Here is a 22,892-nt window from a genome sequence, read left to right as displayed (position 1 = left end):
CAAACGATATTCCGAACAGGTTGATCAAACGGGCTCGGCCTCGAACATCTGTTCTCTAGAGTGGCGCAATGCACTCGTACGCGTACGTGGCCGACTCCCGGCTGGACGAGCAGCGCCGCGCTCTCGGCCTGCAGACCTCCGGCGGCAGGGCACCGAACCCGCGGTTCTTCACCGGGTTCCTGGGCGACTCGCAGCAGGCCGCCACGGCGTTGCTCGCCATCGCGAAGGTCGCGGGCACCCGGTACTTCCAGCCCACCACCGAACGGCTGCGCGACCCGGTCGTCACGTGCAACGGCGACCGGCTGCGGTTCGAGTCGTTCTCCGGCTGCTGCGGGGTGTACGCGCGCCTGGACGTCCTGGGTGACGCCCTCGACGGCGAGGTCCACGACCGCGGCACCACGAACGTCGACGTCAACGAGCCGCTGCGGCGCGCGCTCGCCCGCGTCACGAAGGGCGACCCGCTGCACCTCACCGTCGGCCCCGACCAGGTCGAGGTCGGCACGCTCGACGGCGCGGTCGTGGAGAAGAAGGTGCCGCTGCCGCCGCGCTGGCTGCGCGGGTTCGCCGAGACCCAGGTGCTGACGTCGAGGTTCGACCTGCGCGCCGAACTCTCGCCGATGGACGCGCAGCGGTTCCTCAAGACGTTGCCCAAGGGCCGCGCGGCGGTGTGGGCGGTGCCGTCCGGGAAGTCGTTGCGGCTCAGCGGAACCGCGTCCGCGAACGCCGTGTGCCTCGCGGGCCCGAACCGCCTGGAGACGCTGATCCCGTTGCTGCGCTTCGCGAAGGCCGTCCGGCTCTACGGCCCGCCCGCTGACGGCAAGCCGGTCGCGAGCGGCTGGGAGGTCGACCTCGGTGCGCAACGGCTGACGCTCGTGCTGTCGCCCGAGGTGACCCGCGGCCTGTCCGGGGAGGGTGCCGTCCTCGACGGACTGGCCGCCGGTGACGCCGACACCGACGCCGAACTGATCGGCGCCCTGCTCGACTTCGAGCCCCGCGTGGACATCGCGGATCTCGCCGACCGTTCGGGCCTCACCCCGGCGCGGGTCAAGGACGCGCTCGCGCAGCTCGGCACGTCCGGGCGGGTGGGCTACGACCTCGCCGAGGCGGCGTACTTCCACCGCGAACTCCCGTACGGCGGCGTCGACGTCCAGGCCATGAACCCCAGGCTGCGCAACGCGAAGGCGCTCGTCGAGCAGAACGCCGTCAGCTGGGACGGCGACACCGCCGTCGTAGGCTCGTACCGGGTCAACGGCGACGCCTGCACCTGCCAGTGGTGGGCCGAGTACCGGGGCGGGCGCGGCAAGTGCAAGCACGTGCTGGCCGCGGACATGGTCAGGGGCAGAGCGTGAGCTTCGCGAGGATCCAGGCGCTGATCGAGTCGGACGACCCGCGCGCACTCGGTGACGCGCTGATCGCCCTGAGCGCCGACGAGCGCAAGGCGTACGCCAAGGATCTGGTGGCGTACGAGAAGGAACACCGCCGGGGCGACCGCCGCTGGGACGACAGCGAGACGCTCTCCATCGCGGGCGCCGGGTTGCTGCCGAGCGCTTCCGCGCTCGCGCCGTGGCTGATCCGCTACACGATCTGGGCGCGGTACCGCGCCGACGAGGATCCCGGTGTCCGCACGCTGCTCGACGTGCTGCGCCACCGCGACCTGCCCTGGATGCCGGACCTGATCGAGCGGCTCGCCGCCAAGCTGTCGGCACGCGACCGCTGGCGGCAGGACCTCACCTGGGTCATCGTCGAGTTCTGCGGCGGCGAACTGCCCGAGACCGACGGGTTCCTGTTGCACCTCATGGATTCCGGATCGGAGAACTGGAAGCCCGCGTACGACCGGCTGATCCCGCGCACGCTGGAGGCGGTGGGCGCGGGTGTGGTGCTCGGTGTCGAACGGCGCGGGTGGGTCGAGTTCCTGGTGCGCCGGGCCGACCGGCAGGCCCTGCTCGACGTGTGCCTCGCCCGGTTGCAGCAGGGTGGGTCGGCGGGCGAGATGGACGGCTTCCTCGGCCTGCACGCGGCGTTGCGGGTCACCCAGGACGAGACGAGTGCTCACGCGCGGGACTACCTCGCGATGCTGCCGGACTCGCGGTCGACGGTCGCCGGACTCGCGCAGGAGCGACTGAGGTCGTTGGACGACGAGCTGGACTTCGATCTGTTGCTCGACGCGAGCCGCTGGGTCTTCGGGCGCACGGAGAAGAAGCTCGTCCGCGCCCAGCTCACGTGGCTCGGCAAGCACGCCAAGGCCCGTCCGGACGAGGTGGTGCTGACGCTCGCGGACCTGTTCGCGCACGAGTCCGCCGACCTGCGCGGCCAGGCCGTGAAGCTGATCGTGAAGCACCTCGGGAACGCGAGCGACGAGACGCAGGCGTCGGTGCGTGCGCTGGCCGAGCAGCTCCCGGACGACCTGGCCCGCGAACTCGGTGTCATCGCCGAACAGGACTCCGGAGCCGAGCTGGTGGCGTACGAGCCCCGGCCGTTCCCCGCGCTGATCGCCACCCTCGACGAGCTGACCGGCGAGCTGATGGCCGCGGTCGGCCGCGATCGGCTCGAACCGTCCACAGCGGAGCGGATCGTCGAGGCGATCGTCCGCTTCGCCTGGCAGGACCGGGAAGCGCTCGGCCGCGCCATCCAGCCGGTGTACGACAAGCACGCCTGGCTCACCTACCGCGAGCAGCACCCCGGCTGGAACGACGACGGCGAGTGCAACCCGCGCTCGGAGTTCCTCGAGATCATCCAGGCTGCCCGGGCCAAGCCGAAGAAGCTCAAGAAGCCGGTCAGCGAGACCATCGACTTCGCCCGCAACTGGCGCACGACGCAGGAGGGCAACGGCGAGATCGCCGACCGGCTCGCCCGGCGGTTGCACGAGATCGCCAAGGGACTCGTCTACCTGCCGAAGCCCGCGCTGGTGTCGACGCCGACCGAGGCGTCCGGCCTGATCGACCCGGCCGTGCTGGCGCAGCGGCTCGCCCGCGCGGAGGCCGAGGGCTGGCAGCCGTGGCCACGAGACCTTCAGCAAGCTCTCGAACGGTTGCCGTCGTTCGAGTCCGAGGCCGTGATCACGTTGGGGGAGCGGACGTTCGCCTACGAGGGCTACGACGACGTCAAGGACACCGGGCTGTACGCGACGGTCACGCCGGGCCTGGAGGAGCCGGAGAACCAGCTGCGCCACTGGGACGAGAGCGGCCCGATGATGGAGTGGTGGCCGTCGCTTCTGCCGACGCAGCCCGACGTCATCGCCGCGCACCTCGTGCCGCACCTCCGCGCCCGCACGGCGACGAAGGGCAACGACGGCCCGCTGTTGCCGATGCTCGCCGAGTCGCACGGCCCTGCGGGTCCGGCGATGCACCTGGCCCTGACGTACGGCCTGGGCGCCGAACTGGTGGTGAACCGCGCGCACGCGGTCGACGCGATCCTGGTTCTCGCCGCCCGCGACCAGCTCGACGGGGCGGTGCTCGGCGACCTCGTCGGGCAGGTCCTGGAGCGTGGTGACGTCGTGCTGGGCCGAGTGCTGCCCGGCCTGCGCGACGCGGCCCGTTCCGGTGCGGCACCGCAGATCTGGGCCGCACTGAAGGCGATGCTGCCGCGTCTTTGGGCCCACAACAGGGTGTCCGACGTTCTCGAGCTGGCCGTCGAACTCGCCCAGCAGCTCAATCCCGGCGGCGAAGTCGACGGGCTCGCGGACGTGGCCGCGCGCAAGGGAACCGGCAAGGCCGCCGTGCAGGCGAAGCGACTCGTGAGTGCTCTGGGAGAGAAAGCGTGACGTTCGACCGGATTCAGGCGTTGATCGAGTCCGACCAGCTGCTGGCACTCGGCGAGGTGCTGAAGTCGCTGACGCCGGACGAGCGCAAGGCGTACGCGAAAGATCTCGTCGCGTACGAGAAGAAGTACCGCGCCGGTCAGCAGAACTGGCTGCACCACCCGGCGTTGCACATCGCGGGCTGCGGGTTGCTGCCCAACGCCTCCACGATGACGCCATGGCTCGTGCGGTACCAGATCTGGTGGAACCGCATGAGGGAGGACAACAGCATCCCCGTGGCGCTGGACGTGTTGCGGCACCGCGACCTCGCCTGGATGCCGGACCTCGTCACCTGGGTCGCCGCCCGGATGCCCAGCCGCGACCGGCGGCGGCAGGATCTGCTGCGGCTCGTGCTGGAGTTCTGCGGTGACACCCCGCCGGACACCGACGGATTCCTGTTGCACTTCCTGGAGTTCGGCGGCCACACGCGCTGGCCTTCGTCGTTCGACGTGCTGATCCCGCGGCTGCTGGAGGTCGTCGGCAGCGGCGTGATCTTCGCGAACGTCCGGCAGTGGCGGCTGTTCCTGCGCGACCGGGCCGACCGGGCCGTCCTGCTCGACGGCACCCTCGCCCGGCTCCAGCAGGTCGGTGCGGCCAGGGAGATGGACGGGTTCCTGGCGTTGTACGAGGTCGTCCAGGTGACGCTGGACGAGGTGGCCGAGCACGTCCGGGACTACGTCGCGATGCTGCCGGACTCGCGGTCGACCGTCGCCACGCTCGCCCAGGCGCAGCTCAAACTCCTCGACGAGGCGGGCAGGCTCGACTTCGAGCTGCTGGCCGAGGCGAGCCGCTGGGTGTTCGGCCGCACCGAGAAGAAGCTGATCCGCGCCCAGCTCACGTGGCTCGGCAAGCATGCCAAGTCCACTCCGGACGGTGTGGCGCTGGCCGCCGCCGACCTGTTCGCGCACTCCTCGGACGACCTGCGCGGCCAGGCGGTGAAGCTGGTGGCCCGGTGTGAACCGAAGATCACCGACGCCACGCGCGCCGAGCTGGCGGGACTCGCCGAGCAGCTGCCGTCCGACTTGGCGGCCCAGCTCGGCGTCGAGACGGTCGCGGAGGAGGTCTTCGCGCTCGCCCCGCACGTGGTCCGGCCGTGGCCCGATCCGATCGCGACGCTCGACGAGCTGACCGGCGAGGTGGGGTCGTTGTTCGGGCGCAACACCGCTCACCTCGACCCCGTTCTCGTCGAACGGATCGTCGAGGCCGTGGTCCGGTTCACCTGGCAGGACCGGGAAGCGGTGGTGCGGGCGCTCGGTCCGTTCCTGGAGAAGTACACGTGGATCACCAACCGCCTGGACCTCCAGCCGTACCTCGACCGCCCGTCACCCGACTCCCGGTCGATGTTCTTCGCGATCTTCGCGGCCGTGTCCGCGCCGGCGGAGTTCGACCGGGCGGCGGTGCTCGGGCGGACCGGTCCGGAGAGCCCGGGCAGGCACTTGGCGAAGAGGCTGCGCGAGATCGGCACGGGCCTCGTCCGGTCGCCGCGCCCGGCGCTGGTGTCGACCCCGACCGACCTGTCCTGGCGGATCGACCCGGCGACGCTGCTCGAACGTCTGGCGAAAGCCGAGGCGGAGGGCTGGGAACCGTGGCCGGGCGACCTCCAGCAGGCGTGCCGCAGGCTGCCTCGCGGCACCAGTCCCGACTACTTCGCCGCGCTGGGCGGAACCACGGGTGTCTGGCTGCGCGAGTGGCTCGCCGAGCCGGTCGACCCGGTGGCCGAACTGGTGCACCGCACCCGCGCCAAGCCGTACGGCTACGTCGCCGCGCCGCGCCCGGAGAAGCGGGTGCTGGTGACGCTCGAGCCGGCGCTGCCCCAGCCGGAGCTGTTCTGGTACGGCTACAGCGAATGGGAGGTCATGCTCTCCTGCTGGCCCGCTGTCCTGCCGGGACAACGGGAAGTCGTCGCCGCCCACCTCGTGCCGCACCTCGCGACCCGCACCGAGTCGAAGGGCGACGACGGACCCGTGCTGGCGTCGCTCGCCGAGACCGACGGTCCGATCGGGGTCGCCACGCACCTCGCGCTGGCGTACGGACTGGGCGCCGAGGCGACGGTCGGCCGCGCCCACGCCGTGGACGCCCTGCTGATCCTCGCGGCGCGTGACCACCTCGACGGCACGGCGTTCGGCGAGGTCGTCGGACTGCTGGCGGCCCAGGGCGGCGTGACGCTGAGCCGGGTCGTCCCGTGCCTGCGTGACGCCGCGCGTTCCGGTGCGGCACACCAGGTCTGGCAGACGCTGGTGGTGATGCTGCCGCAGCTGTGGACGCACAACCGGGTCGCGGACGCCGTCGAACTGGCCGTCGAACTCGCCCAGCAGCTCAAGCCCGGCGGTACCGTCGAGGGGTTGGCGGAAGTCGCCGCCCGCAAGGGATCGAGCAAGATCGTCGGGCAGGCCAGGCGTCTGGCCGAGGCGCTGGGGGAGTCATGAGTTTCGGCCGGATCCAGGAGCTGATGGAGGCGGAGGCGTTCGCGGCGCTCAGCGAGGCGTTGAACTCCCTCACGCCTGCGGAACGCAAGGCGCTCGCGCCCGACCTGGTGGCGTTCGAGAAGAAGATGCGGGCGGGCGAACTGTCCGGGCAGTACTGCGAATCGATGGCGATCGCGGCGGCAGGTCTGTTGCAGGGCGCCGCGACGCTCACGTCGTGGCTGGTGCGGTATCCGATCCGGTTCGACTCCTGGACCGACCAGGGCGGTCACGCCGCCGCGACCTCCGCACTGGTCGACGTGCTGCGGCAGCGCGAGCTTCCGTGGCTGCCGGACCTGGTCACCCGGCTGGCCGCCAAGATTCCGGTCAACCTGTACTCGCGGTCGGATCTGATGTGCCTCGTCCTGGAGTTCTGCGGCGACACGCCGCCCGACGCCGACGGCTTCCTGCGGCACTTCCTGATCAACAACTGTCACGAGCAGTGGCGGCCAGGTTTCGAGGTGCTGCTGCCGCGCCTGCTGGAAGTTCCTGGCGCGGGCGCGTTCTACGCCGACGGACAGTCGGCACAGGCGTTCCTGTGCGCGACGATGGACCGCGGACCGCTCATCGACGGCTGCCTGGCACACCTCCAGCAGGGCGGCGGCCAGGCCGAGACGGCCGGGTGGCTCGACCTGCACCGGGCCATCGGCCTCACGGTCGAGGAGGCCGCCGCGCGCGTTCGCGACTACGTGGCGATGCTGCCCGACTCGCGCTCGACCGTCGCCACCGCCGCCCAGAACCAGCTCAAACGCGTGGACGACGCGGGCAAGCTCGACTTCGGCCTGCTCACCGAGGCGAGCCGCCGGGTCTTCGGCCGCACCGAGAAGAAGCTCGTCCGCCCCCAGCTCGCGTGGCTCGCGAACCACGCCAAGGCCCACCCGGACGAGGTGGCGCTGACCGCCGCCGACCTCTTCACGCACGCCTCGGACGACGTGCGCGGCCAGGCCGTGAAGCTGGTCGCCCAGCTCCGGGTGAGCGACGAGACCCGCGCCGAACTCCGCACCCTCGCCGAGCACCTGCCCGCCGACCTCGCGGCCCAGCTCGGCGTCCACGTGGTCGCCGAAGACACCGTCGAACTGGCCGGGTTCACGCGCACGCCGTGGCCGGAGCCCATCGCCACCCTGGACGAACTCGCCCGCGAGGCCGGAGCGTTGTTCGCCCGCAACGGTCGCGACCCCGACGCCGTCACCACCGAACGGATCATCGAGGCCGTCGTCCGCTTCTGCTGGCAGGACAGGGACGCGGTCGCCCAGGCGTTCGCCCCGATCTACGAGAAGCACCCCCACGCCTTCCGGAGCGACGTCTACGAGACCAATCCCGCCCGTGGCCGCGGCGACTGCTGGCTGGTGCTCCTCTCGATCATCGGCGCACCCGCCCAGCCGCTGACCCCGATCAGCCGCGCCGAGGTGGCCGCGACGAAGTTCGACCCCGCCGAGCCGGGCACCGCGCTGACCCTGCTGATCTCCGCACGTCTGCACGAGATCGCGAAGGGCCTGGTCAAGTCACCGCGCCCGGCCTTGGTCTCCACGCCCACCACGACGTCCGGCCTCCTCGACGTGGCCACGTTGCTCGAACGCCTGGCCAAGGCCGAGGCGGAGAACTGGGAGCCGTGGCCGGGTGACCTCCAGCAGGCCTGCCACCGCTTGCCGCGCGACGCCCGCCCCGAGGACTTCGTCGCACTCGCGAGCGACTCCGGCAGGCTCCTCCGGGCGTGGCTGAGCGCCCGGACCGAACCGGTGACCGAGGTCGTCGAACGCACCGGCCAGTCGCAGTCCGACTACGCCAACGGCGGCGCCATGCTCACGTCCTGGCCCGCCACCCTCCCGACCCAACGCGAGACCGTCGCCGCCCAGCTCCTGCCCTTCCTCGCCAACGGCAGGGAAGGGGGCCGCTTCGACCGGGTGCTGCCCGCACTGGCCGAAACGGACGGTCCGGCCGGCGTCGCCACCCACCTCGCCCTCGCCTACGGCATGGGAGCCGCCGAAACCACCGGCCGGGCGCACGCGGTCGACGCCCTGCTGATCCTCGCCGCCCGCGACGACCTCGACGGCCACGTGCTCGGCGACCTCCTCGGCCGGCTCCTGGAACGCGGCGAGCTCGTGGTGAGCCGCCTGACGTCGTGCCTGCGCGACGCCGCCCGTGCCGGCGCGGCGCACCAGACCTGGGACGCAGTGGCCGCCGCGTTGCCGAGGTCGTTGTCCCACAACAGGGTCGCGGACCTGATCGAACTCGCCGTCGAACTGGCCCAGCGCGTCCAGCCGTCCGGCACGGTGGACGGCCTCGCCGAGATGGCCGCCCGCAAGGGTTCCGGCAAGGCGGTCGTCCAGGCGAAGAGGCTTCTGGCGGTGCTGGACCGAGTCGCGCTCTAGCCGGCGAACACGGGGTAGTGGTCGGAGAAGTCGGTGAAGGTGTACTTGCGCCCCCACGACCAGATCGACCACTCAGGACTCTTCACCCGCCGTGTCTCGTTGCGCAGCAACGGCCCCTGCACCGTCAGCACGTAGTCGAGGTGCTCCGACGCGTACTCGGGCCCGTACTGGTCGCGGCAGACGCTGTTGTCCGCGCAGTCCCACGAGAACGGGTGCCCACCCACCTCGGGCATGCGCGCCCCGAGCTCCGACACCATCCGCGGGAACTCGGCACTGGCCTTGATCACGTTCATGTCCCCGGCCACGTACACGGGCTCGGCAGCAGGGATGTTCCGCGCGGCCAGGAACGCCCGGATCTCGGCCCGCTGCTTCACCCGGTACCCCTCCGGCGCGCTCGTGCACGTGGAGTCCTCGGCCTGCATGTGCGTCCCGATCACGTGCACCGGACCACTGGGCGCCTCGATCCGCACGTACGCGAACCCCTTGTTGGAGAACCAGTCCGCGCCACACGCGTCGCGGTAGACGTGCTGCACACGCGTGGTGATCGGCCATCGGCTGAGCACCGCCACCCCGCCGTCCTCCGGCGTCGAGTCGCTGTAGGCGCCGGACGTCACGTCCCACCCGGCCTTGGATCGCCCGAGCACCGGCGTCTGGTGCGGGTAGGTGTCGCGCAGGTTCGCGAGCAACCGGTCGGAGGCGGCGTTGTCGAACGCCTCCTGCACCACCACGACGTCCTGCCCGGCCAGCACCCCGGTGCTGTCGAGCAGGTCGGCCCGGGCCACCTGCCCCCAGTTCGGGTACAGGTTCCGCGACAGCATGAACACGTTGTAGGTGGCGATCTTCAGTCCGGGTGCCGCGACCGCGGGGGCGGCCGAGATCGCGAGCACGACGGCGACGGCGAGCGTGATCAGGCGCATGAGGCCCGATGGTGAAGGACGTGAATGTCTTTCACAACCGCTTACCGGTACCCGATGGTGTCGTATCGATCAAGACTCAGCGCAGGCGGTCGAGGTCCGCGCCCGACTTGTCGACCAGCGCGCGCATCGCCTCGTAGGCCGCTTCCGGCGAGCGTTCCCTGATCGCGTCCAGCACGGCGCGGTGCGACGGCACCGGGTCGTCCTCGACCGTCCCGTGCACGAGCTTGTCCCGTTCGGCGAGGCCGATCGCGATGATCCGCTCGACCTGGGTCAGGAACGCGTTGTGCGTGGCGCCCATCAGCAGGCGGTGGAAGTCCAGGTCTGCCCGGACGGTCGCGGCCAGGTCGCGGGCGGAGGCCATCCGGTCCAGTGCGGCGGCCAGGGCCTCGATGTCGGCGTCGGAGGCCCGTTCGGCGGCCAGGCGGGCGGCGGCGGGCTCGACGATCACGCGCATCTCGGTCAGTTCGTCGAACAGGCTGTGGTCGGCATTGCCCGCCTGGGTCTGCCAGCGCATCACGTCGGTGTCGAGGAGGTTCCACGACGAGCGGGGCTGCACGAACGTGCCGCGCTTCTGCCGTGCGTCGATCATCCCCTTGGCGGACAACACCTTCAGGGCCTCGCGCAATGCCGTCAGCGACACGTCGAGTTCCTCGCGCAACGCCGGCAGGTCGAGGGTGTCGCCCTCGCCGATCTCGCCGGCGAGGATCCGGCCGGCCAGTGCCTCTACGGTCTGGCCGTGCACGCCCCGCAGCCGCTTCTCGCTCATGCCCGCGATCATACGGCACATCATAAATTATGAATTATTCTTGACATGATCATGACCTGCGCGCAATCTGTCCGCCATGGACAGGCGTCACTTCCTCCGCGTCACCGCCGCCGCGGGAGCCGGGTTGCTGGTCAGCGGCACGGCTTCCTGCGCCACCTCGGCGTCCTCCGGCCCGGTCACCCAGGCCGCGGGCACGGCCACGATCCAGTCGAACCTGTCGGCGCCTGCTGCCAAAGCGGCGATCGACGCACTGGTGAAGGCGTTCAACGACAAGAAGGGCGCGCAGGCCTCGGTCAACACCGTGGCCTCCGAGACCTTCCGGACCCAGCTCCCGAGCTACCTCACCTCGGCCAACCCGCCCGACCTCTTCACCTGGTACCCCGGAGCGCTGCTCAAGGGCTACGAGGAGAAGGGGCTGCTGCTCGACGTCAGCGACGTCTGGCAGACGATGGGCGACTACCCCCAGTCGTTCAAGACGTTGAGCGGCAAGGTGTTCGTGCCGACGACGTACTACTGGTGGGGCAACTTCTACCGCAAGTCCAACTTCGCCAAGTGGGGAGTCACCCCGCCGAAGACCTGGGACGAGTACGTCGCGCTGTGCAAGACGTTGCAGGGCAAGGGTGTCATCCCGATCGGCATGGGCGCGGGCGCGGACTCGCCGTGGACCGCCTCCGCGTGGTTCGACTACTTCAACATCCGGATCAACGGCGCGCCGTTCCACCGCGAACTCCTCGCGGGGAAGCAGCGCTTCGACGACCCGAAGGTCAAGGCGGTCTTCACCAAGTGGCGTGAGGTCCTGCCCTACACCGACCCCAACGGCACGGCCATCGGCTTCCAGGACGCCACCACGGCGATGTTGCAGGGCCGCACCGGCATGCTGCTCACCGGCGCGTTCTTCGCCGACGCGGCACCGAAGGACGTCCTCGACGACATCGACTTCTTCCGGTTCCCGATCATCGACCCGAACGTGCCGCTGGCGGAGGAGGGCCCGACCGACGGGTTCTTCGCCAGCGCCAAGTCCCCGCACGTCAAGGAGCTCAAGGAGTTCCTGACCTACGCGGCGACGGCCGAGGGGCAGGAGGTCTACATCAAGGCCTCGTCCGGCACCGTGCTGCCGACGCACCCGAACGCCAAGGACTCCGGCACACCGCTGGTGCAGAAGGGCCGGGCGCACCTCAAGGAGGCCGCGGAGATCACCCAGTTCTTCAACCGCGACTCCAGCGACGCGCTCCAGCCGACGGCCGACGCGGCGCTGGTCAAGTTCCTCCAGCAGCCCGACCAGCTGGACTCCATCCTGACGACGTGGCAGAAGGCCGCCGAGCAGGTGTGGTCGAGCTGACATGACCAGAAGCTCCACCAGGGTCCCTCCGATCCTGCTGCTGTTCGTGCTCATCCCGTTGGTGGTGGAGGGGTTCTGGGTCTTCTGGCCCGCGATCCAGGGCTTCTGGCTCGCACTGACGAACTGGGACGGCGTCTCGCCGCCCCAGTTCGTCGGGCTCGACAACTACGCCAGGATGATCGACGACCCGGTCTTCCACACCGCCGTCACGAACACCGCGATCTGGCTCGTGCTCTTCGGCGGCCTGTCCGCGGTCGGCGGCCTCGGGATCGCCGTGCTGCTGCAGAAGGAACGCCGCGGCGTCGGGATCTACCGCGCCGCGCTGTTCATCCCCGTCGTCTTCTCGCTCGTCGCCACGTCGTTGATCTGGCAGGTGCTCTACCAGCCGGGCGGGATCTTCGAGTCGAGTCCGCTGGCTGACCCGGACACGGCGATCTACGCGGTGCTGGTGCCCGCGCTGTGGCGGCAGGTCGGGTACGTCATGGTGCTGTACCTGGCGGGCCTGAAGGGGATCGATCCCGGCCTGTACGAGGCGGCCACTTTGGACGGTGCCACGGCCTGGCAGAAGTTCCGGCACATCACCTGGCCTCAGCTGTCGAGCGTCAACTCGGTGGTGCTGTCGGTGATCGTGATCGACTCGCTGCGGTCGTTCGACGTGGTGTGGTCGATGACCCGCGGCGGCCCCTACCACTCGTCCGAGCTGCTCAGCACGTACATGTACTCGACCGCGTTCCAGTCGCTCAAGCTCGGCTACGCCTCGGCGCTCGCCGTGGTCATCTTCCTGCTGGCGTTCGGCGTGATCGTGACCTACCTCGTCCGCGCGTTCCGGGAGAACTGAGATGATGTCCAGTCGTACTTCTGGCCGCGTCTTCCACGCCGTGGCGGGCACGATCTCCGTGCTCTGGCTGCTGCCGATCGTGGCGGTCCTGGTCACCGCCGTCCACAGCTTCGACGACATCGCCGCCAACGGCCTCGCCTCGGTGCCGCAGTCGTTCACGTTCGCCGGGTTCGCCGACGCGTGGACGAACGGCGGCGCGGGCGCGATGTGGAACAGCGTCATCGTGACGGTTCCGACGGTGTTCCTGTCGCTCGCGCTGGCTTCGGCGGCGGCGTACGCGCTCAGCCGGTTCGCGATCCCGGGCCGGCGCACGATCATCCTGCTGATGCTCGCGGGCAACCTGCTGCCCCCGCAGATCCTGCTGGTGCCGGTGTCGAAGCTGACCGAGGTGCTCGGCATCTACGACACGCTGTTCGCGTTGATCGTGGTGCAGGTCGGGTTCGGGCTCGGCTTCTACACGTTCGTGCTGCAGGGTTTCATGCGCGCGATGCCGAACGAGGTGCAGGAGGCCGCCACCATCGACGGCGCCGGTCCCGTGCAGATCTTCTGGCGGATCGTGCTGCCGATGACCAGGCCCGCGCTGGCGGCGCTGGCCGCGCTGGCGTTCACCTGGATCTTCAACGACCTGCTGTGGGCGATCACCGTGCTGCGGTCCTCGTCCGTCATGCCGGTGACCCCGGCGCTGCTCGCGTTGCAGGGTCAATATGTGTCCAACTGGAACGTCATCGCGGCCGGGTCGGTGATCGCGGCGATCCCGACCGTGGCGGTGTTCCTGCGGTTCCAGAAGCACTTCATCTCCGGACTCGCGGTGGGAGCGGTCAAATGAGCCAGTGGACGCTGCGGATGGCGACCACGTCCTACACGGTGGCGATCGAACCGGGCGGCCGCTGGGCCGAGCTGGTGGCGTGGGGGCCGCACGGCGTGGAGGTCGGTCCGTCCGCCTACGCGAACCGGGGCGACGTCCACTTCATCACCGAGGCCGACGCGGCGCCGATCGAGTACGCGCCGCGCGGCGAGCGTCCGTTCACCGGCGCCGACCTGGAGATCGACGGCGACTCGTGGCTCACGTTCGAGAGCGGGGCCGAGGAGGACGGCGTGCTCCGGCTCGCGTTCGTGGACTCCGTCGCTCAGCTCAGGGTGGTGCTCTGCTACCGGCCAGAACCGGCCGTCGACGTGCTGTCGCGGTGGGTCGAGGTCACCAACCTGCGGGACGAGTCCGTGCGTCTCGCCAAGATCGGCTCGGCGGGTGTCTGCCTGCCCGTGCGGGAACCCCGGTTGTCGTTCCTGCACGGCGAGTGGGCTCGCGAGTTCCAGCTGGACCACGTGTCCCTGCCCGCGGGCGGGTTCCGAATCAGCAGCTCCTACGGCGTTCCCGGGCACAATTACGCGCCCTGGTTGTCCGTGGACGACACGTGGGGTGTCTCGCTGGCGTGGTCCGGTTCCTGGGAGATCACGGCCGAGGTCGAGCCTTCCGGACTCACGCGCGTGCGTGCCGGGATGCTCGGCCCGGTCGTGGTCGAGCCGGGGGAGACGTTCGTGACGCCCGAGTTGGCGCTGGCCTACGCGACCGATGATCTTTCCCGGGTCTGGCACGCCTACGACCGGCAGCGGTCACGTCCGGCGCGCAAGCCCGTGCTCTACAACTCCTGGGAAGCCACGGGGTTCGAGGTCGACCTGCCCAAGCAGCTGGAACTCGCGCGCATCGCCGCGGACCTCGGCGTCGAGCTGTTCGTGGTCGACGACGGCTGGTTCGTCGGCCGCCACGACGACACCGGCGGCCTCGGCGACTGGTACCCGGAGTCGCCGGACTTCGGCGCGTTCGTCGAGGAGGTCCGGGCCACCGGGCTGGAGTTCGGGCTGTGGGTCGAACCGGAGTCGGTGAGCCCGAAGTCGCAGCTCTACGCCGAGCACCCGGACTGGGTGTACCAGATGGATGGTCGCGAGCCCACGCTCATCCGCAACCAGATGTTGCTGAACCTCGGGCTGCCCGAGGTCTACGAGTTCGTGACCTCCACTTTGGACAGGCTGCTGACCGAACACCGGATCAGCTACCTCAAGTGGGACATGAACCGCCCGGCCACGGAACGCTCCGGCGAGCTCGACAACGCGCACGTCCGCAACTACTGGCGGGTGCTGGAACACCTGCGGACGCACCACCCGCACGTGCTGGTCGAGGGCTGTGCCGGCGGCGGTGGCCGGACCGACCTGGCCACGACGGGCATGGTGGACGTGGTGTGGCCCAGCGACAACACCGCGCCGCTCGACCGGTTGAAGATCCAGCACGGGTTCCTGCACATGCACGCGCCGCACCTGATGTCGTCGTGGGTGACGGATGCGCCGGGCTTCTTCGACGCGCGCCCGCGTTCGCTGAGGTTCCGGTTCGTGCTCGCGATGGCCGGGGTGCTCGGCATCGGCGCGGACGTGGGGGACTGGTCTGCTGCCGAGCGAGAGGAAGCGGCCGGGCTGATCGCCCGCTACAAGGACATCCGTGACGTCGTGCACGGCGGTGAGGTGCGGTTGCTCGGCGACGCCGTGCAGTACAGCGCGGCGGACCGGGTCGTCGTGCTGGCGTGGAACACGGGCTCGCTGACCGGGGTGCCGATGGTGCCCGGCCAGTCGTCCCGGGTGCGGCTGCGCGACCTGACCGCCGAGTCCTATGTGGACGAGAACGGCCAGGTGTACTCGGCGGCGCACCTGACCCACGTCGGCGTCCCGTTCGACTGGACCGCCTCGCACGACGCCGACGTGGTGGTGCTCAGGCCTGCTTGATCAGGGCCTTGATCTCTTCGAGAGGCGTGCGGGCGAGGGCCGACCCGACCCCGCACGCCACGGCACCGGCGGCGAGCCACTGCGGCACGTCCGCCGGGGCCACGCCACCGGTGGGCACGAGCGGTGCGTACGGCAGCACGGCCAGCACGTCCTTGACCCACTGCGGGGTGGGCGCGGGGAACACCTTCACCGCGTCCGCACCGGCTTCGAGTGCCTGCACGACCTCGGAGACGGAGCCCGCGCCGGGCAGCACGGCGGCGCCGTAACGGTGTCCGGCGCGGATCACGGCGGCGTCGAGGTTGGGCGCCACCAGGAACTGCGCGCCGGCCCGGACGGCGGCGACGGCGGAGGCCTCGTCGAGCACGGACCCGGCGCCGATCGTGGCGTCCGGGTAGTCGGCCCGCAGCTGCCGGATCGCGTCCAGCGCGCCGGGGTTCGTCAACGGCAGTTCGAGCGACGTGATGCCCGCGTCCAGCAACGGAACGGCGGCCTGAACAGCGGAGGAGGTGTCGGCGGTGCGAATGATCGCGATGATGCCCTGCCGCACGACTGCCTGGGTGATCTCGTAGCGGTAGCTCACAGGCGCCAGCCTACTACACATAAATTACGAATTATTCTTGACCTGAGGGCGAGCAGGAGGGAGGCTCACGACCATGTCGGTTCGCAGAGTCGCGTTGGCAGTCGCCCTGATGTCCCTGGTGGTGACACCCGCATACGCAGGTGACGACCAGGGAGCGCCCACCTACTACGACAGCGGTGCAGCGAAGACCCCGTACATGGGGTGGAACACCTACTACGGCCTCGGCGCCCCGACGGAGAAGGACATCCGCAGCATCGCGGACTTCCTCGTCAGCAGCGGCCTGCGCGACGCCGGGTACAAGATCGTGGCGATCGACGGCGGCTGGACCGCGCCGACCCCGCGCGACGCCCAGGGCAACCTCCAGGAGGACCCGGCGAAGTTCCCGAGCGGCCTCGCGAAGCTCGTCCGCGACCTGCACGCCAAGGGCCTCAAGGCGGGCATCTACACCGACGCCGGACCGTCCGACGGCAAGAACTGCGCCGCGGGTAGTGGCGGCGGTTTCTACGAGAAGGACACGAAGCGGTTCGCCGACTGGAAGTTCGACCTCGTGAAGGTCGACTTCCTGTGCGGCATCGCGGCGAACCTCAAGCCCGCCCAGGCGTACGCGGACTTCAGCAAGGCGCTGCGCAAGGCCGGGCGGCCGATGATCCTCAACATCTGCAACCCGGTCACCGACGAGTGGGGCGTCCCGCACACCCCCGACCAGACCGCGGACTTCTCCTACACGTTCGGCCCGCTGGTCGGCGACTCCTGGCGTTCGAGCACCGACATCGCGTTCGGCACGCCGTACGAGGGCATCTGGCGCGACGTGCTGCGCAACATGGATCGCAACGCCGCGCACCCCGAGTCCAACGGCCCCGGCCGCTACAACGACCCGGACTACCTGATCCCGATGCGCAAGACGCAGCAGGGCACCTACGAGCTCAACGAGGAGGAGTCGACCTCGCAGTTCGTCATGTGGGCGCAGATGTCCTCGCCGTTGATCATCGGCTCGGACCCGCGCACCCTGCCCGCGTCGATGATTTCAACGCTGAAGAACCCGGAGATCCTCGCGGTCAACCAGGACCCGCTGGCCATCCAGGGCGTCCGCGTCGCCTCGACCGGTGACACCGACGTCTACAGCAAGGTGTTGTCCCGCAAGGGCGAACGCTCCGTCGTGCTGCTGAACCGCCGCGACGTGCCCGCCGAGATGACCGTGAATCTCGCCGACGCCGGGTTGAAGGGTTCGGTTTCGGTGCGCGACCTGCGCGCTCGCGCCGACCGGGGCGTTGTGACCGACAAGGTGACGGTCACCGTTCCGGCGCACGGCACCGCGATGTTCAAGCTGCGCGGCACCGACCTCGTACCCGGCGAGGCTGTCGGCACCGACGCCACCGCATCGCCCGCCATCGCGCGTGTCGGTGACTCGGCGCTCGTTTTCGCTCGCGGTACGGGTGGCGAGCTGCGAGTGCAGCGCGACGGCAAGTGGTCGTCGCTCGGCAAGGCCATCCAGGGTCAGCCCGCCGTCCGCACGGTCGGGTCCGACGTCGAGGTCTCGGTGCGCGGGACGGACAACCGCCTGTGGCAGCGCACCCTCCACAACGGACGATGGGGTTCCTGGAAGTCGCTGGGCGGCAAGCTCACCGACGCACCCTCGGTTTCTGCTGACGGCACCGTGGTCGCTCGCGGCGAGGACGGCAAGGTCTGGAAGTACGTTTCTGGTGTGTGGAGCTCACTCGGAGCTCCCGGCGATGCCCCGATCTACGGCAGGCCCAGCGTGGCCGGTGGCCAGGTCGCCGTCCGCACCGCCGCCGACAACGTCTGGGTGCGCCCGGTCGCGGGCGGCGAGTGGACGTCACTCGGAGGCGTGATCTCCGGCAGCCCGACCCTCGTCGAGTACGCCGACCGCATCTACCTGTTCGCGCGGGCCAGCGACTACACCCTCTGGCAGATCAACTCTTCTGCCGGAGCCTGGGGCGGCTGGTTCAAGCGTCCGGAGTTCCCGAGCAACTCGCTCGTCGGCGCCGTCGGTGCTACTGCTGGTCCGGACGGCTCCGCGTGGACGGTCGTGCGCGGTCCGGACAACAAGGTCTACCGGCAGAAGCTCTAGGAGAACGTGCATGAAGCGCGCGGTGGTGTCAGGTGCGGCGGCCGGAATCGGCGCCGCGACGGCCCGGTACCTGACGGACAACGGCTACCAGGTCGTCGGCATCGACCTGCACGGCGACGTGGCCGTGCAGGGAGACGTCAGCGATCCCGCCGTGTGGCAGCGGGCCCTGGAGCTGTGCGACGGCGAGGTGGACGCGTTGGTATCTAACGCCTACACGGTCGCTGTCAAGGCGTTGGATCTGACGACTCCTGTCGAGTGGGAACGGCAGCTCGCTGTGAACCTCGGGGGCGCCTTCCACGGGCTCCGGGCGTGCCTGCCGTCTTTGCGGCAGCGCAAGGGTTCCGTCGTCCTCGTCTCGTCCGTGCACGCGCACTTCGGCATCCCCGGACACGGCGCCTACGCGGCCTCGAAGGGCGGGCTGGTCGCACTGACCCGGCAGCTCGCCGTCGAGTACGCACCGGACGTCCGCGTCAACGCCGTGCTGCCCGGTCCCGTGCTGACAGCGGCATGGGACCGGGTCTCCACCGAGGATCGGGAACGCAGTGCCCGAGCCACCCCGGCCGGACGCCTCGGCGACCCGGCCGAGGTGGCCTCGGTGATCGGATTTCTCCTGTCTCCGGCGGCGTCGTTCGTGACGGGCGCGGAGCTACTGGTCGACGGCGGCTGGTCCGCGGCAAAGGACAGTTCATGAAAGTGACGGCGGTCGAGACGTTCCTGGTCGAGCCCCGCTGGTTGTTCCTCAAGGTGAGCACGGACGAGGGGGTGACCGGCTGGGGTGAGCCGGTGGTGGAGGGCAGGGCGGAGACCGTCCGCGCCGCCGTCCACGAGCTGTCGGAGCTGGTCATCGGCCAGGACCCGTTGCGTGTCGAGGACATGTGGCAGGTGCTGCGCAAGGGTGGCTTCTACCGCGGTGGCCCCGTCCTGTCGTCGGCTCTGTCGGGCTACGACCACGCGTTCTGGGACATCGCGGGCAAAGCACGCGGCTTACCGGTGCACGAACTGCTCGGCGGGCCGGTGCGCGACCGGGTGCGGGCCTACTCGTGGGTCGGCGGTGACCGGCCGGACGGCATCTACGACGCGGTGGCGCGGCAGGTCGCGGCGGGCTTCAGCGCCGTGAAGATGAACGCCACCGCGGAGATGCGCCCGATCGCTTCGCCGGCGGACGCCGAGGCTGTGCTCGCCAGGGCCCGTGAGGCGCGGGAGGCGTTGGGGCCGCAGGGAGATCTCGCCATCGACTTCCACGGGCGGGTGTCGCCTGCGATGGCGCGCCGGCTCGTGCGGATGCTCGAGGAGGTGCAGCCGATGTTCGTCGAGGAGCCGGTGCTGCCCGAGCTTCCGGCGGAGGTGCTGGCGTCCGTGGTGCAGGCTTCGACGGTGCCGATCGCCACGGGGGAGCGGTTGTTCTCGCGGTGGGAGTTCAAGCCCGTGCTGGAGGCGGGGGTCGCGGTGGTGCAGCCGGATCCGTCGCACGCGGGCGGTATTTCGGAGTTGCGGCGCATCGGGTCGCTCGCCGAGGTGTACGGGGCGTCGATCGCGCCGCACTGTCCACTCGGGCCGATCTCGCTGGCGGCGTCGTTGCAGGTCGCGTTCACCACGCCGAACTTCCTGATCCAGGAGCAGAGCGCGGGCATGCACTACAACGGCAGCGACCCGGCTTACCTGGTCGACATGGCGCCGGTGCGGCCGGTGGACGGGTGGATGAAGCGGCCGACCGGGCCCGGTCTCGGGGTCGAGGTGGACGAGGCCGCGGTGCGGCGGGCGGCGGAGGTCGGGCACGCGTGGCGGTCGCCGATCTGGCGGCACGACGACGGGTCGTTCGCCGAGTGGTGACAGCGGCTGTCAGGCGGTGCCAGTGAGGTGAGCGGGGGCTGTCAGCGCGGGGAGTGAATCTGGTCGTGCCGTCAGGGAGGCGGCACAGACCAGGGGAGAATCTTCATGCGCGTCACGATCATCGGTGCCGGACTCGGCGGTCTCACGCTCGCCCGCGTGCTGCACGTCCACGGCATCCCGTCCGTCGTCCACGAGGCGGAGGAGTCGCCGACGGCGCGCTCGCAGGGCGGCATGCTGGACATCCACGACTACAACGGGCAGATCGCCGTCGAGGCCGCGGGGCTGGTGGAGGAGTTCCAACGGCTGGTGTTGCCCGGTCGGCAGGCCATGCGGGTGTTGGAGAACGACGGCACGGTCCTGTTCGAGAAGGGCGACGACGGCAGCGGCGGACGTCCCGAGGTGCAGCGCGCCGACCTGCGGCAGATGCTGCTCGACTCGCTGCCCGCCGGGACGGTCCGGTGGGGGAGCAAGATCACGGACCCACGCGCTTTGGAGACCGACGTGCTCGTCGGAGCGGACGGTGCGTGGTCGCGTGTCAGGCCGTTGGTGTCGGATGCCAAGCCGGTGTACGCGGGGTCGGCGTTCATCGAGACCTTCCTCCGCGACGCCGACACCCGGTACCCGGCCACAGCCCGGGCGGTCGGGGGCGGGTCGCTCTTCGCGCCCGGCAAGGACTGCGGCATCTTCGCCCACCGCGAGGCGGGCGGCCTGCTGCACACCTACGTCGAGTTCAACCGGCCGCTGGAGTGGTTCGAGACGTTCGACGTCACCGATCCCGTCCAGGTCGCGGGGCACTTCGAGGGGTGGGCGCCGGAGCTGCGGTCGTTGATCCTCGACACCGACACCACGCCCGTCCTGCGCGCCCACCACGCCCTGCCGGACGACCACCGCTGGGACCGCGTGCCGGGCGTGACGCTCGTCGGCGACGCCGCGCACCTGTTGCCGCCCAACGGTGAGGGCGCCAACCTCGCCATGCTCGACGGCGCCGAGCTGGCGTTGGCGCTGGCCGAGCACTCCGACGTCGAGACCGCGCTGGCGACCTACGAGGAGGCCATGTTCGAGCGTGCGGCCAAGACCGCCGCCGACACCGAGGTCACGGTGCAGAGCCTCTTCGGCGACGACGCCCCGCAGAAGCTGCTCGACCTGCTCATCGACGCCTAGCCACGACGAACAGGACCGCCATGAGGGCCACACCCGCCCACATGGCGGTTCGCCATCCCTCCACAAAGGACTCTCCGGCGTCGACCGAGTTCGCCACCATGGCGCCCAGCAACGCGATTCCGAGTGCCGTGCCGAACTCGCGGGTGACGTCGTTCAGCGCCGACGCCACACCTTGTCGCTGTGGTGGCAGGGAACTCGTGATCGCCTCGGTGGCGGGCGGCATCGACAGCCCCATGCCCGCGCCCATCGCGATCATGCCCGGCAGCACCGCGCCGTACCCGCCGTCCACGAACACCGCCATGGACGCCAAACCCAAGCCGCCCAACGCGATGCCGGCGCTCATCGTCGCGCGCGCCCCGACCCGTTCGGCCAGTCGCGGCGCGAGCCCGGACACCACCATCATCACGCCGGCCATCGGCAGCAACGCCACCGTCGCCACCAGCCCCGACCACCCCAGCACGGTCTGGAAGAACGGGTACAGGACGATCGACACCCCGGCCTGCACCCCGAACACCACCAGCAACACCACCGACCCGGTGGCCAGCGACCGCTCGCGGAACAACCTGATGTCCAGCAACGGCAAGGGATGCCTCAGCTCCCACACCACGAACGCCACCGCCGCCACGACCCCGACGGCCAGGCTGAGCGCGCCCCCTTCGTGCAGGAAGTAGATCAACCCGGCCACCGCGACCACGGACGTCACCGCCCCGCCCACGTCGAACGGCCGCACCTCCCGCGAGTCCGGCACCTGCCGGACCGCCATCGCCACGGCGACGACCACGAGCGCGACGGGCAGCACGAACAGCAACCGCCAGCTCGCCGCGTCGACGAGCAGGGCCGACAGGAACATCCCGAGCAGCCCGCCACCCCCGGCGACCCCGGTCCACACCCCGATGGCCCGCCCGCGTTCCTTCTCCGGGAACGTCGAGGTGATCACCGCCAGCGTGACGGGCATGATCGTCGCCGCCCCGATCCCGGCCACCACCCGCGCCGCCAGCAGCACCCCGGCCGTCGGAGCGAGGCCCGCGACGACGTTCGCCACCCCGAACACCACGAGCCCGCCGATCAGCACCGGCCGCCGCCCCCACCGATCGCCGACAGCGCCGAGCGGCAACAACAACGCGGCCAGCGTCAGCACGTACCCGTTGATGATCCACAACACCGTGCTCTGCGACGCGCCGAACTCGGCGGCGAGGTGCGGCTGGGCGACGTTCAGGCCGGTCACCGACGAGATCACGGCCATCAAGGCCACGCACACCGCGACCAGGGTTTTCGTTCGAGTCATGCGGCCGAAGCTAGGCGTGGTTTGCTTGAGAGACATACGATCGTGCGCATGACGCAAGAAGACGGCGATCTGGACGGCCTCGTGCGCAAGCGGATCCGCGCCCTCCGCGTAGCCCAGGGCTGGTCGCTCGACGAACTCGCCACCCGCGCGAAGCTCAGCCCGTCGTCGCTGAGCCGCATCGAGAACGGCCAGCGCCGCCTGGCGCTGGATCAGCTCGTCACCCTGGCCCGCGCCCTGGACACGTCACTCGACCAACTCGTCGAGACCGACACCGACGATGTCATCGTCAGCCCGATGCTCGACGGCGCCCACGGCACCATGCGCTGGCCGATCAGGGCGGAGCCGGGCATGACCGTGATGCGCCAGCGGATGACCACCCCGCCACCCGACAACCCGGCCTCGCTGCGCGCCCACTCCGGCCGCGAGTGGCTGGTGGTGCTGTCCGGTACGGCCGTGCTGTTGCTGGGCAACCGCCGGTTCCGGGTGGAGACGAACCAGGCGGCGGAGTTCCCGACGATGCTGCCGCACGCGATCGGCACGGCCGGGGGCCCGTGCGAGATCCTCGGCATCTTCGACCGGGAGGCGCGTCGCGGCCACCACGCCGACAAGCAGAGGGCGTGATCTTGCGCGGGCGGCACCGGGCGAGCTGAGCTTCTTGCCGTTTGCGCAAGAGGCCGTGCACGAGGCGCAT

The 22,892-nt window shown here is 70.3% G+C and carries 17 protein-coding genes; 13 read left to right on the top strand and 4 right to left on the bottom strand.

Annotated features, from left to right (window positions below; all coding sequences use genetic code 11):
- Window positions 1-68 precede the first annotated feature (68 nt).
- Genes JNUCC0626_RS15080 through JNUCC0626_RS15065 form a run of 4 tightly spaced genes read left to right on the top strand, consistent with a single transcriptional unit; the run spans window position 69 to window position 8,627 of the window.
- Window positions 69-1,349, top strand: coding sequence for an SWIM zinc finger family protein (locus tag JNUCC0626_RS15080; protein ID WP_394620372.1), 1,281 nt, complete (start codon window positions 69-71; stop codon window positions 1,347-1,349).
- A complete protein-coding gene (locus JNUCC0626_RS15075) occupies window positions 1,346-3,760 on the top strand; it encodes a DUF6493 family protein (RefSeq protein WP_394620371.1) in 2,415 nt (804 codons plus the stop codon). The genes JNUCC0626_RS15080 and JNUCC0626_RS15075 overlap by 4 nt, the downstream gene beginning before the upstream one ends.
- On the top strand, window positions 3,757-6,222 hold the full coding sequence (locus tag JNUCC0626_RS15070) for a DUF6493 family protein (RefSeq protein WP_394620370.1): 2,466 nt from the start codon (window positions 3,757-3,759) through the stop codon (window positions 6,220-6,222). The genes JNUCC0626_RS15075 and JNUCC0626_RS15070 overlap by 4 nt, the downstream gene beginning before the upstream one ends.
- Window positions 6,219-8,627: a DUF6493 family protein gene (locus tag JNUCC0626_RS15065; protein WP_394620369.1), complete on the top strand. Its 2,409-nt coding sequence runs from the start codon at window positions 6,219-6,221 to the stop codon at window positions 8,625-8,627. The genes JNUCC0626_RS15070 and JNUCC0626_RS15065 overlap by 4 nt, the downstream gene beginning before the upstream one ends.
- On the opposite strand, the gene sph is transcribed toward JNUCC0626_RS15065, so the two are convergent.
- Complete coding sequence (gene sph / locus JNUCC0626_RS15060; RefSeq protein ID WP_394620368.1) at window positions 8,624-9,544, bottom strand: sphingomyelin phosphodiesterase; 921 nt, start codon at window positions 9,542-9,544, stop codon at window positions 8,624-8,626. The two genes, JNUCC0626_RS15065 and sph, sit on opposite strands and share 4 nt — an antisense overlap.
- 76 nt (window positions 9,545-9,620) lie before the next feature.
- Window positions 9,621-10,310: a FadR/GntR family transcriptional regulator gene (locus tag JNUCC0626_RS15055; protein ID WP_394620367.1), complete on the bottom strand. Its 690-nt coding sequence runs from the start codon at window positions 10,308-10,310 to the stop codon at window positions 9,621-9,623.
- Between the two features lie 76 nt (window positions 10,311-10,386).
- On the opposite strand from JNUCC0626_RS15055, the gene JNUCC0626_RS15050 reads away from it, so the two are divergent.
- The 4 genes from JNUCC0626_RS15050 to JNUCC0626_RS15035 are packed head-to-tail and all read left to right on the top strand — an operon-like array spanning window position 10,387 to window position 15,256.
- A complete protein-coding gene (locus tag JNUCC0626_RS15050) occupies window positions 10,387-11,649 on the top strand; it encodes an ABC transporter substrate-binding protein (RefSeq protein WP_394620366.1) in 1,263 nt (420 codons plus the stop codon).
- Window position 11,650: 1 nt separating this feature from the next.
- Entirely contained in the window at window positions 11,651-12,487 is an 837-nt protein-coding gene (locus JNUCC0626_RS15045; RefSeq protein ID WP_394620365.1) for a carbohydrate ABC transporter permease, read from the top strand.
- Window position 12,488: 1 nt separating this feature from the next.
- Window positions 12,489-13,313: a carbohydrate ABC transporter permease gene (locus tag JNUCC0626_RS15040; protein ID WP_394620364.1), complete on the top strand. Its 825-nt coding sequence runs from the start codon at window positions 12,489-12,491 to the stop codon at window positions 13,311-13,313.
- Complete coding sequence (locus JNUCC0626_RS15035; RefSeq protein ID WP_394620363.1) at window positions 13,310-15,256, top strand: alpha-galactosidase; 1,947 nt, start codon at window positions 13,310-13,312, stop codon at window positions 15,254-15,256. The genes JNUCC0626_RS15040 and JNUCC0626_RS15035 overlap by 4 nt, the downstream gene beginning before the upstream one ends.
- Here JNUCC0626_RS15035 and JNUCC0626_RS15030 read toward each other — a convergent pair.
- Window positions 15,243-15,836, bottom strand: a complete 594-nt coding sequence (locus JNUCC0626_RS15030) for a bifunctional 4-hydroxy-2-oxoglutarate aldolase/2-dehydro-3-deoxy-phosphogluconate aldolase (protein ID WP_394620362.1) — start codon at window positions 15,834-15,836, stop codon at window positions 15,243-15,245. The genes JNUCC0626_RS15035 and JNUCC0626_RS15030 overlap by 14 nt on opposite strands.
- Window positions 15,837-15,909: 73 nt before the next feature.
- Between JNUCC0626_RS15030 and JNUCC0626_RS15025 the strand changes: the two genes are divergently transcribed.
- From JNUCC0626_RS15025 to JNUCC0626_RS15010, 4 genes are all read left to right on the top strand, one after another.
- Window positions 15,910-17,925 carry a hypothetical protein gene (locus tag JNUCC0626_RS15025; protein WP_394620361.1) on the top strand — a complete coding sequence of 672 codons (2,016 nt, stop codon included), beginning with the start codon at window positions 15,910-15,912 and terminating at the stop codon, window positions 17,923-17,925.
- Window positions 17,926-17,935: 10 nt separating this feature from the next.
- Window positions 17,936-18,616 (top strand): SDR family NAD(P)-dependent oxidoreductase, encoded by a 681-nt coding sequence (locus JNUCC0626_RS15020; RefSeq protein WP_394620360.1) that lies wholly within the window; start codon window positions 17,936-17,938, stop codon window positions 18,614-18,616.
- On the top strand, window positions 18,613-19,755 hold the full coding sequence (dgoD, locus tag JNUCC0626_RS15015; protein WP_394620359.1) for a galactonate dehydratase: 1,143 nt from the start codon (window positions 18,613-18,615) through the stop codon (window positions 19,753-19,755). The genes JNUCC0626_RS15020 and dgoD overlap by 4 nt, the downstream gene beginning before the upstream one ends.
- A gap of 105 nt (window positions 19,756-19,860) precedes the next feature.
- Window positions 19,861-20,916 carry an FAD-dependent oxidoreductase gene (locus JNUCC0626_RS15010; protein WP_394620358.1) on the top strand — a complete coding sequence of 352 codons (1,056 nt, stop codon included), beginning with the start codon at window positions 19,861-19,863 and terminating at the stop codon, window positions 20,914-20,916.
- Here the strand turns inward: JNUCC0626_RS15010 and JNUCC0626_RS15005 are convergent.
- The gene (locus tag JNUCC0626_RS15005; RefSeq protein ID WP_394620357.1) at window positions 20,903-22,201 is read right to left on the bottom strand and encodes an MFS transporter; all 1,299 of its coding nucleotides are present in this window, start codon (window positions 22,199-22,201) and stop codon (window positions 20,903-20,905) included. The genes JNUCC0626_RS15010 and JNUCC0626_RS15005 overlap by 14 nt on opposite strands.
- Before the next feature lie 48 nt (window positions 22,202-22,249).
- Here JNUCC0626_RS15005 and JNUCC0626_RS15000 point away from each other — a divergent pair, with 48 nt between their 5' ends.
- Window positions 22,250-22,822 (top strand): helix-turn-helix domain-containing protein, encoded by a 573-nt coding sequence (locus JNUCC0626_RS15000; protein ID WP_394620356.1) that lies wholly within the window; start codon window positions 22,250-22,252, stop codon window positions 22,820-22,822.
- The last annotated feature ends 70 nt before the right edge of the window (window positions 22,823-22,892 follow it).

It is taken from the genome of Lentzea sp. JNUCC 0626, from assembly GCF_043632865.1.
Classification (GTDB): Bacteria; Actinomycetota; Actinomycetes; order Mycobacteriales; family Pseudonocardiaceae; genus Lentzea.
Note: the sequence above shows the minus strand (reverse complement) of the source record. Positions and strands in the feature narration are given on the sequence as shown.

Coding starts and splice junctions, on each gene's coding strand:
- JNUCC0626_RS15080 (WP_394620372.1), top strand. CDS start 69: ATGCACTCGTACGCGTACGTGGCCGACTCCCGGCTGGACGAGCAGCGC.
- JNUCC0626_RS15065 (WP_394620369.1), top strand. CDS start 6,219: ATGAGTTTCGGCCGGATCCAGGAGCTGATGGAGGCGGAGGCGTTCGCG.
- sph (WP_394620368.1), bottom strand. CDS start 9,544: ATGCGCCTGATCACGCTCGCCGTCGCCGTCGTGCTCGCGATCTCGGCC.
- JNUCC0626_RS15055 (WP_394620367.1), bottom strand. CDS start 10,310: ATGAGCGAGAAGCGGCTGCGGGGCGTGCACGGCCAGACCGTAGAGGCA.
- JNUCC0626_RS15050 (WP_394620366.1), top strand. CDS start 10,387: ATGGACAGGCGTCACTTCCTCCGCGTCACCGCCGCCGCGGGAGCCGGG.
- JNUCC0626_RS15045 (WP_394620365.1), top strand. CDS start 11,651: ATGACCAGAAGCTCCACCAGGGTCCCTCCGATCCTGCTGCTGTTCGTG.
- JNUCC0626_RS15040 (WP_394620364.1), top strand. CDS start 12,489: ATGATGTCCAGTCGTACTTCTGGCCGCGTCTTCCACGCCGTGGCGGGC.
- JNUCC0626_RS15035 (WP_394620363.1), top strand. CDS start 13,310: ATGAGCCAGTGGACGCTGCGGATGGCGACCACGTCCTACACGGTGGCG.
- JNUCC0626_RS15025 (WP_394620361.1), top strand. CDS start 15,910: ATGTCGGTTCGCAGAGTCGCGTTGGCAGTCGCCCTGATGTCCCTGGTG.
- JNUCC0626_RS15020 (WP_394620360.1), top strand. CDS start 17,936: ATGAAGCGCGCGGTGGTGTCAGGTGCGGCGGCCGGAATCGGCGCCGCG.
- dgoD (WP_394620359.1), top strand. CDS start 18,613: ATGAAAGTGACGGCGGTCGAGACGTTCCTGGTCGAGCCCCGCTGGTTG.
- JNUCC0626_RS15010 (WP_394620358.1), top strand. CDS start 19,861: ATGCGCGTCACGATCATCGGTGCCGGACTCGGCGGTCTCACGCTCGCC.
- JNUCC0626_RS15005 (WP_394620357.1), bottom strand. CDS start 22,201: ATGACTCGAACGAAAACCCTGGTCGCGGTGTGCGTGGCCTTGATGGCC.
- JNUCC0626_RS15000 (WP_394620356.1), top strand. CDS start 22,250: ATGACGCAAGAAGACGGCGATCTGGACGGCCTCGTGCGCAAGCGGATC.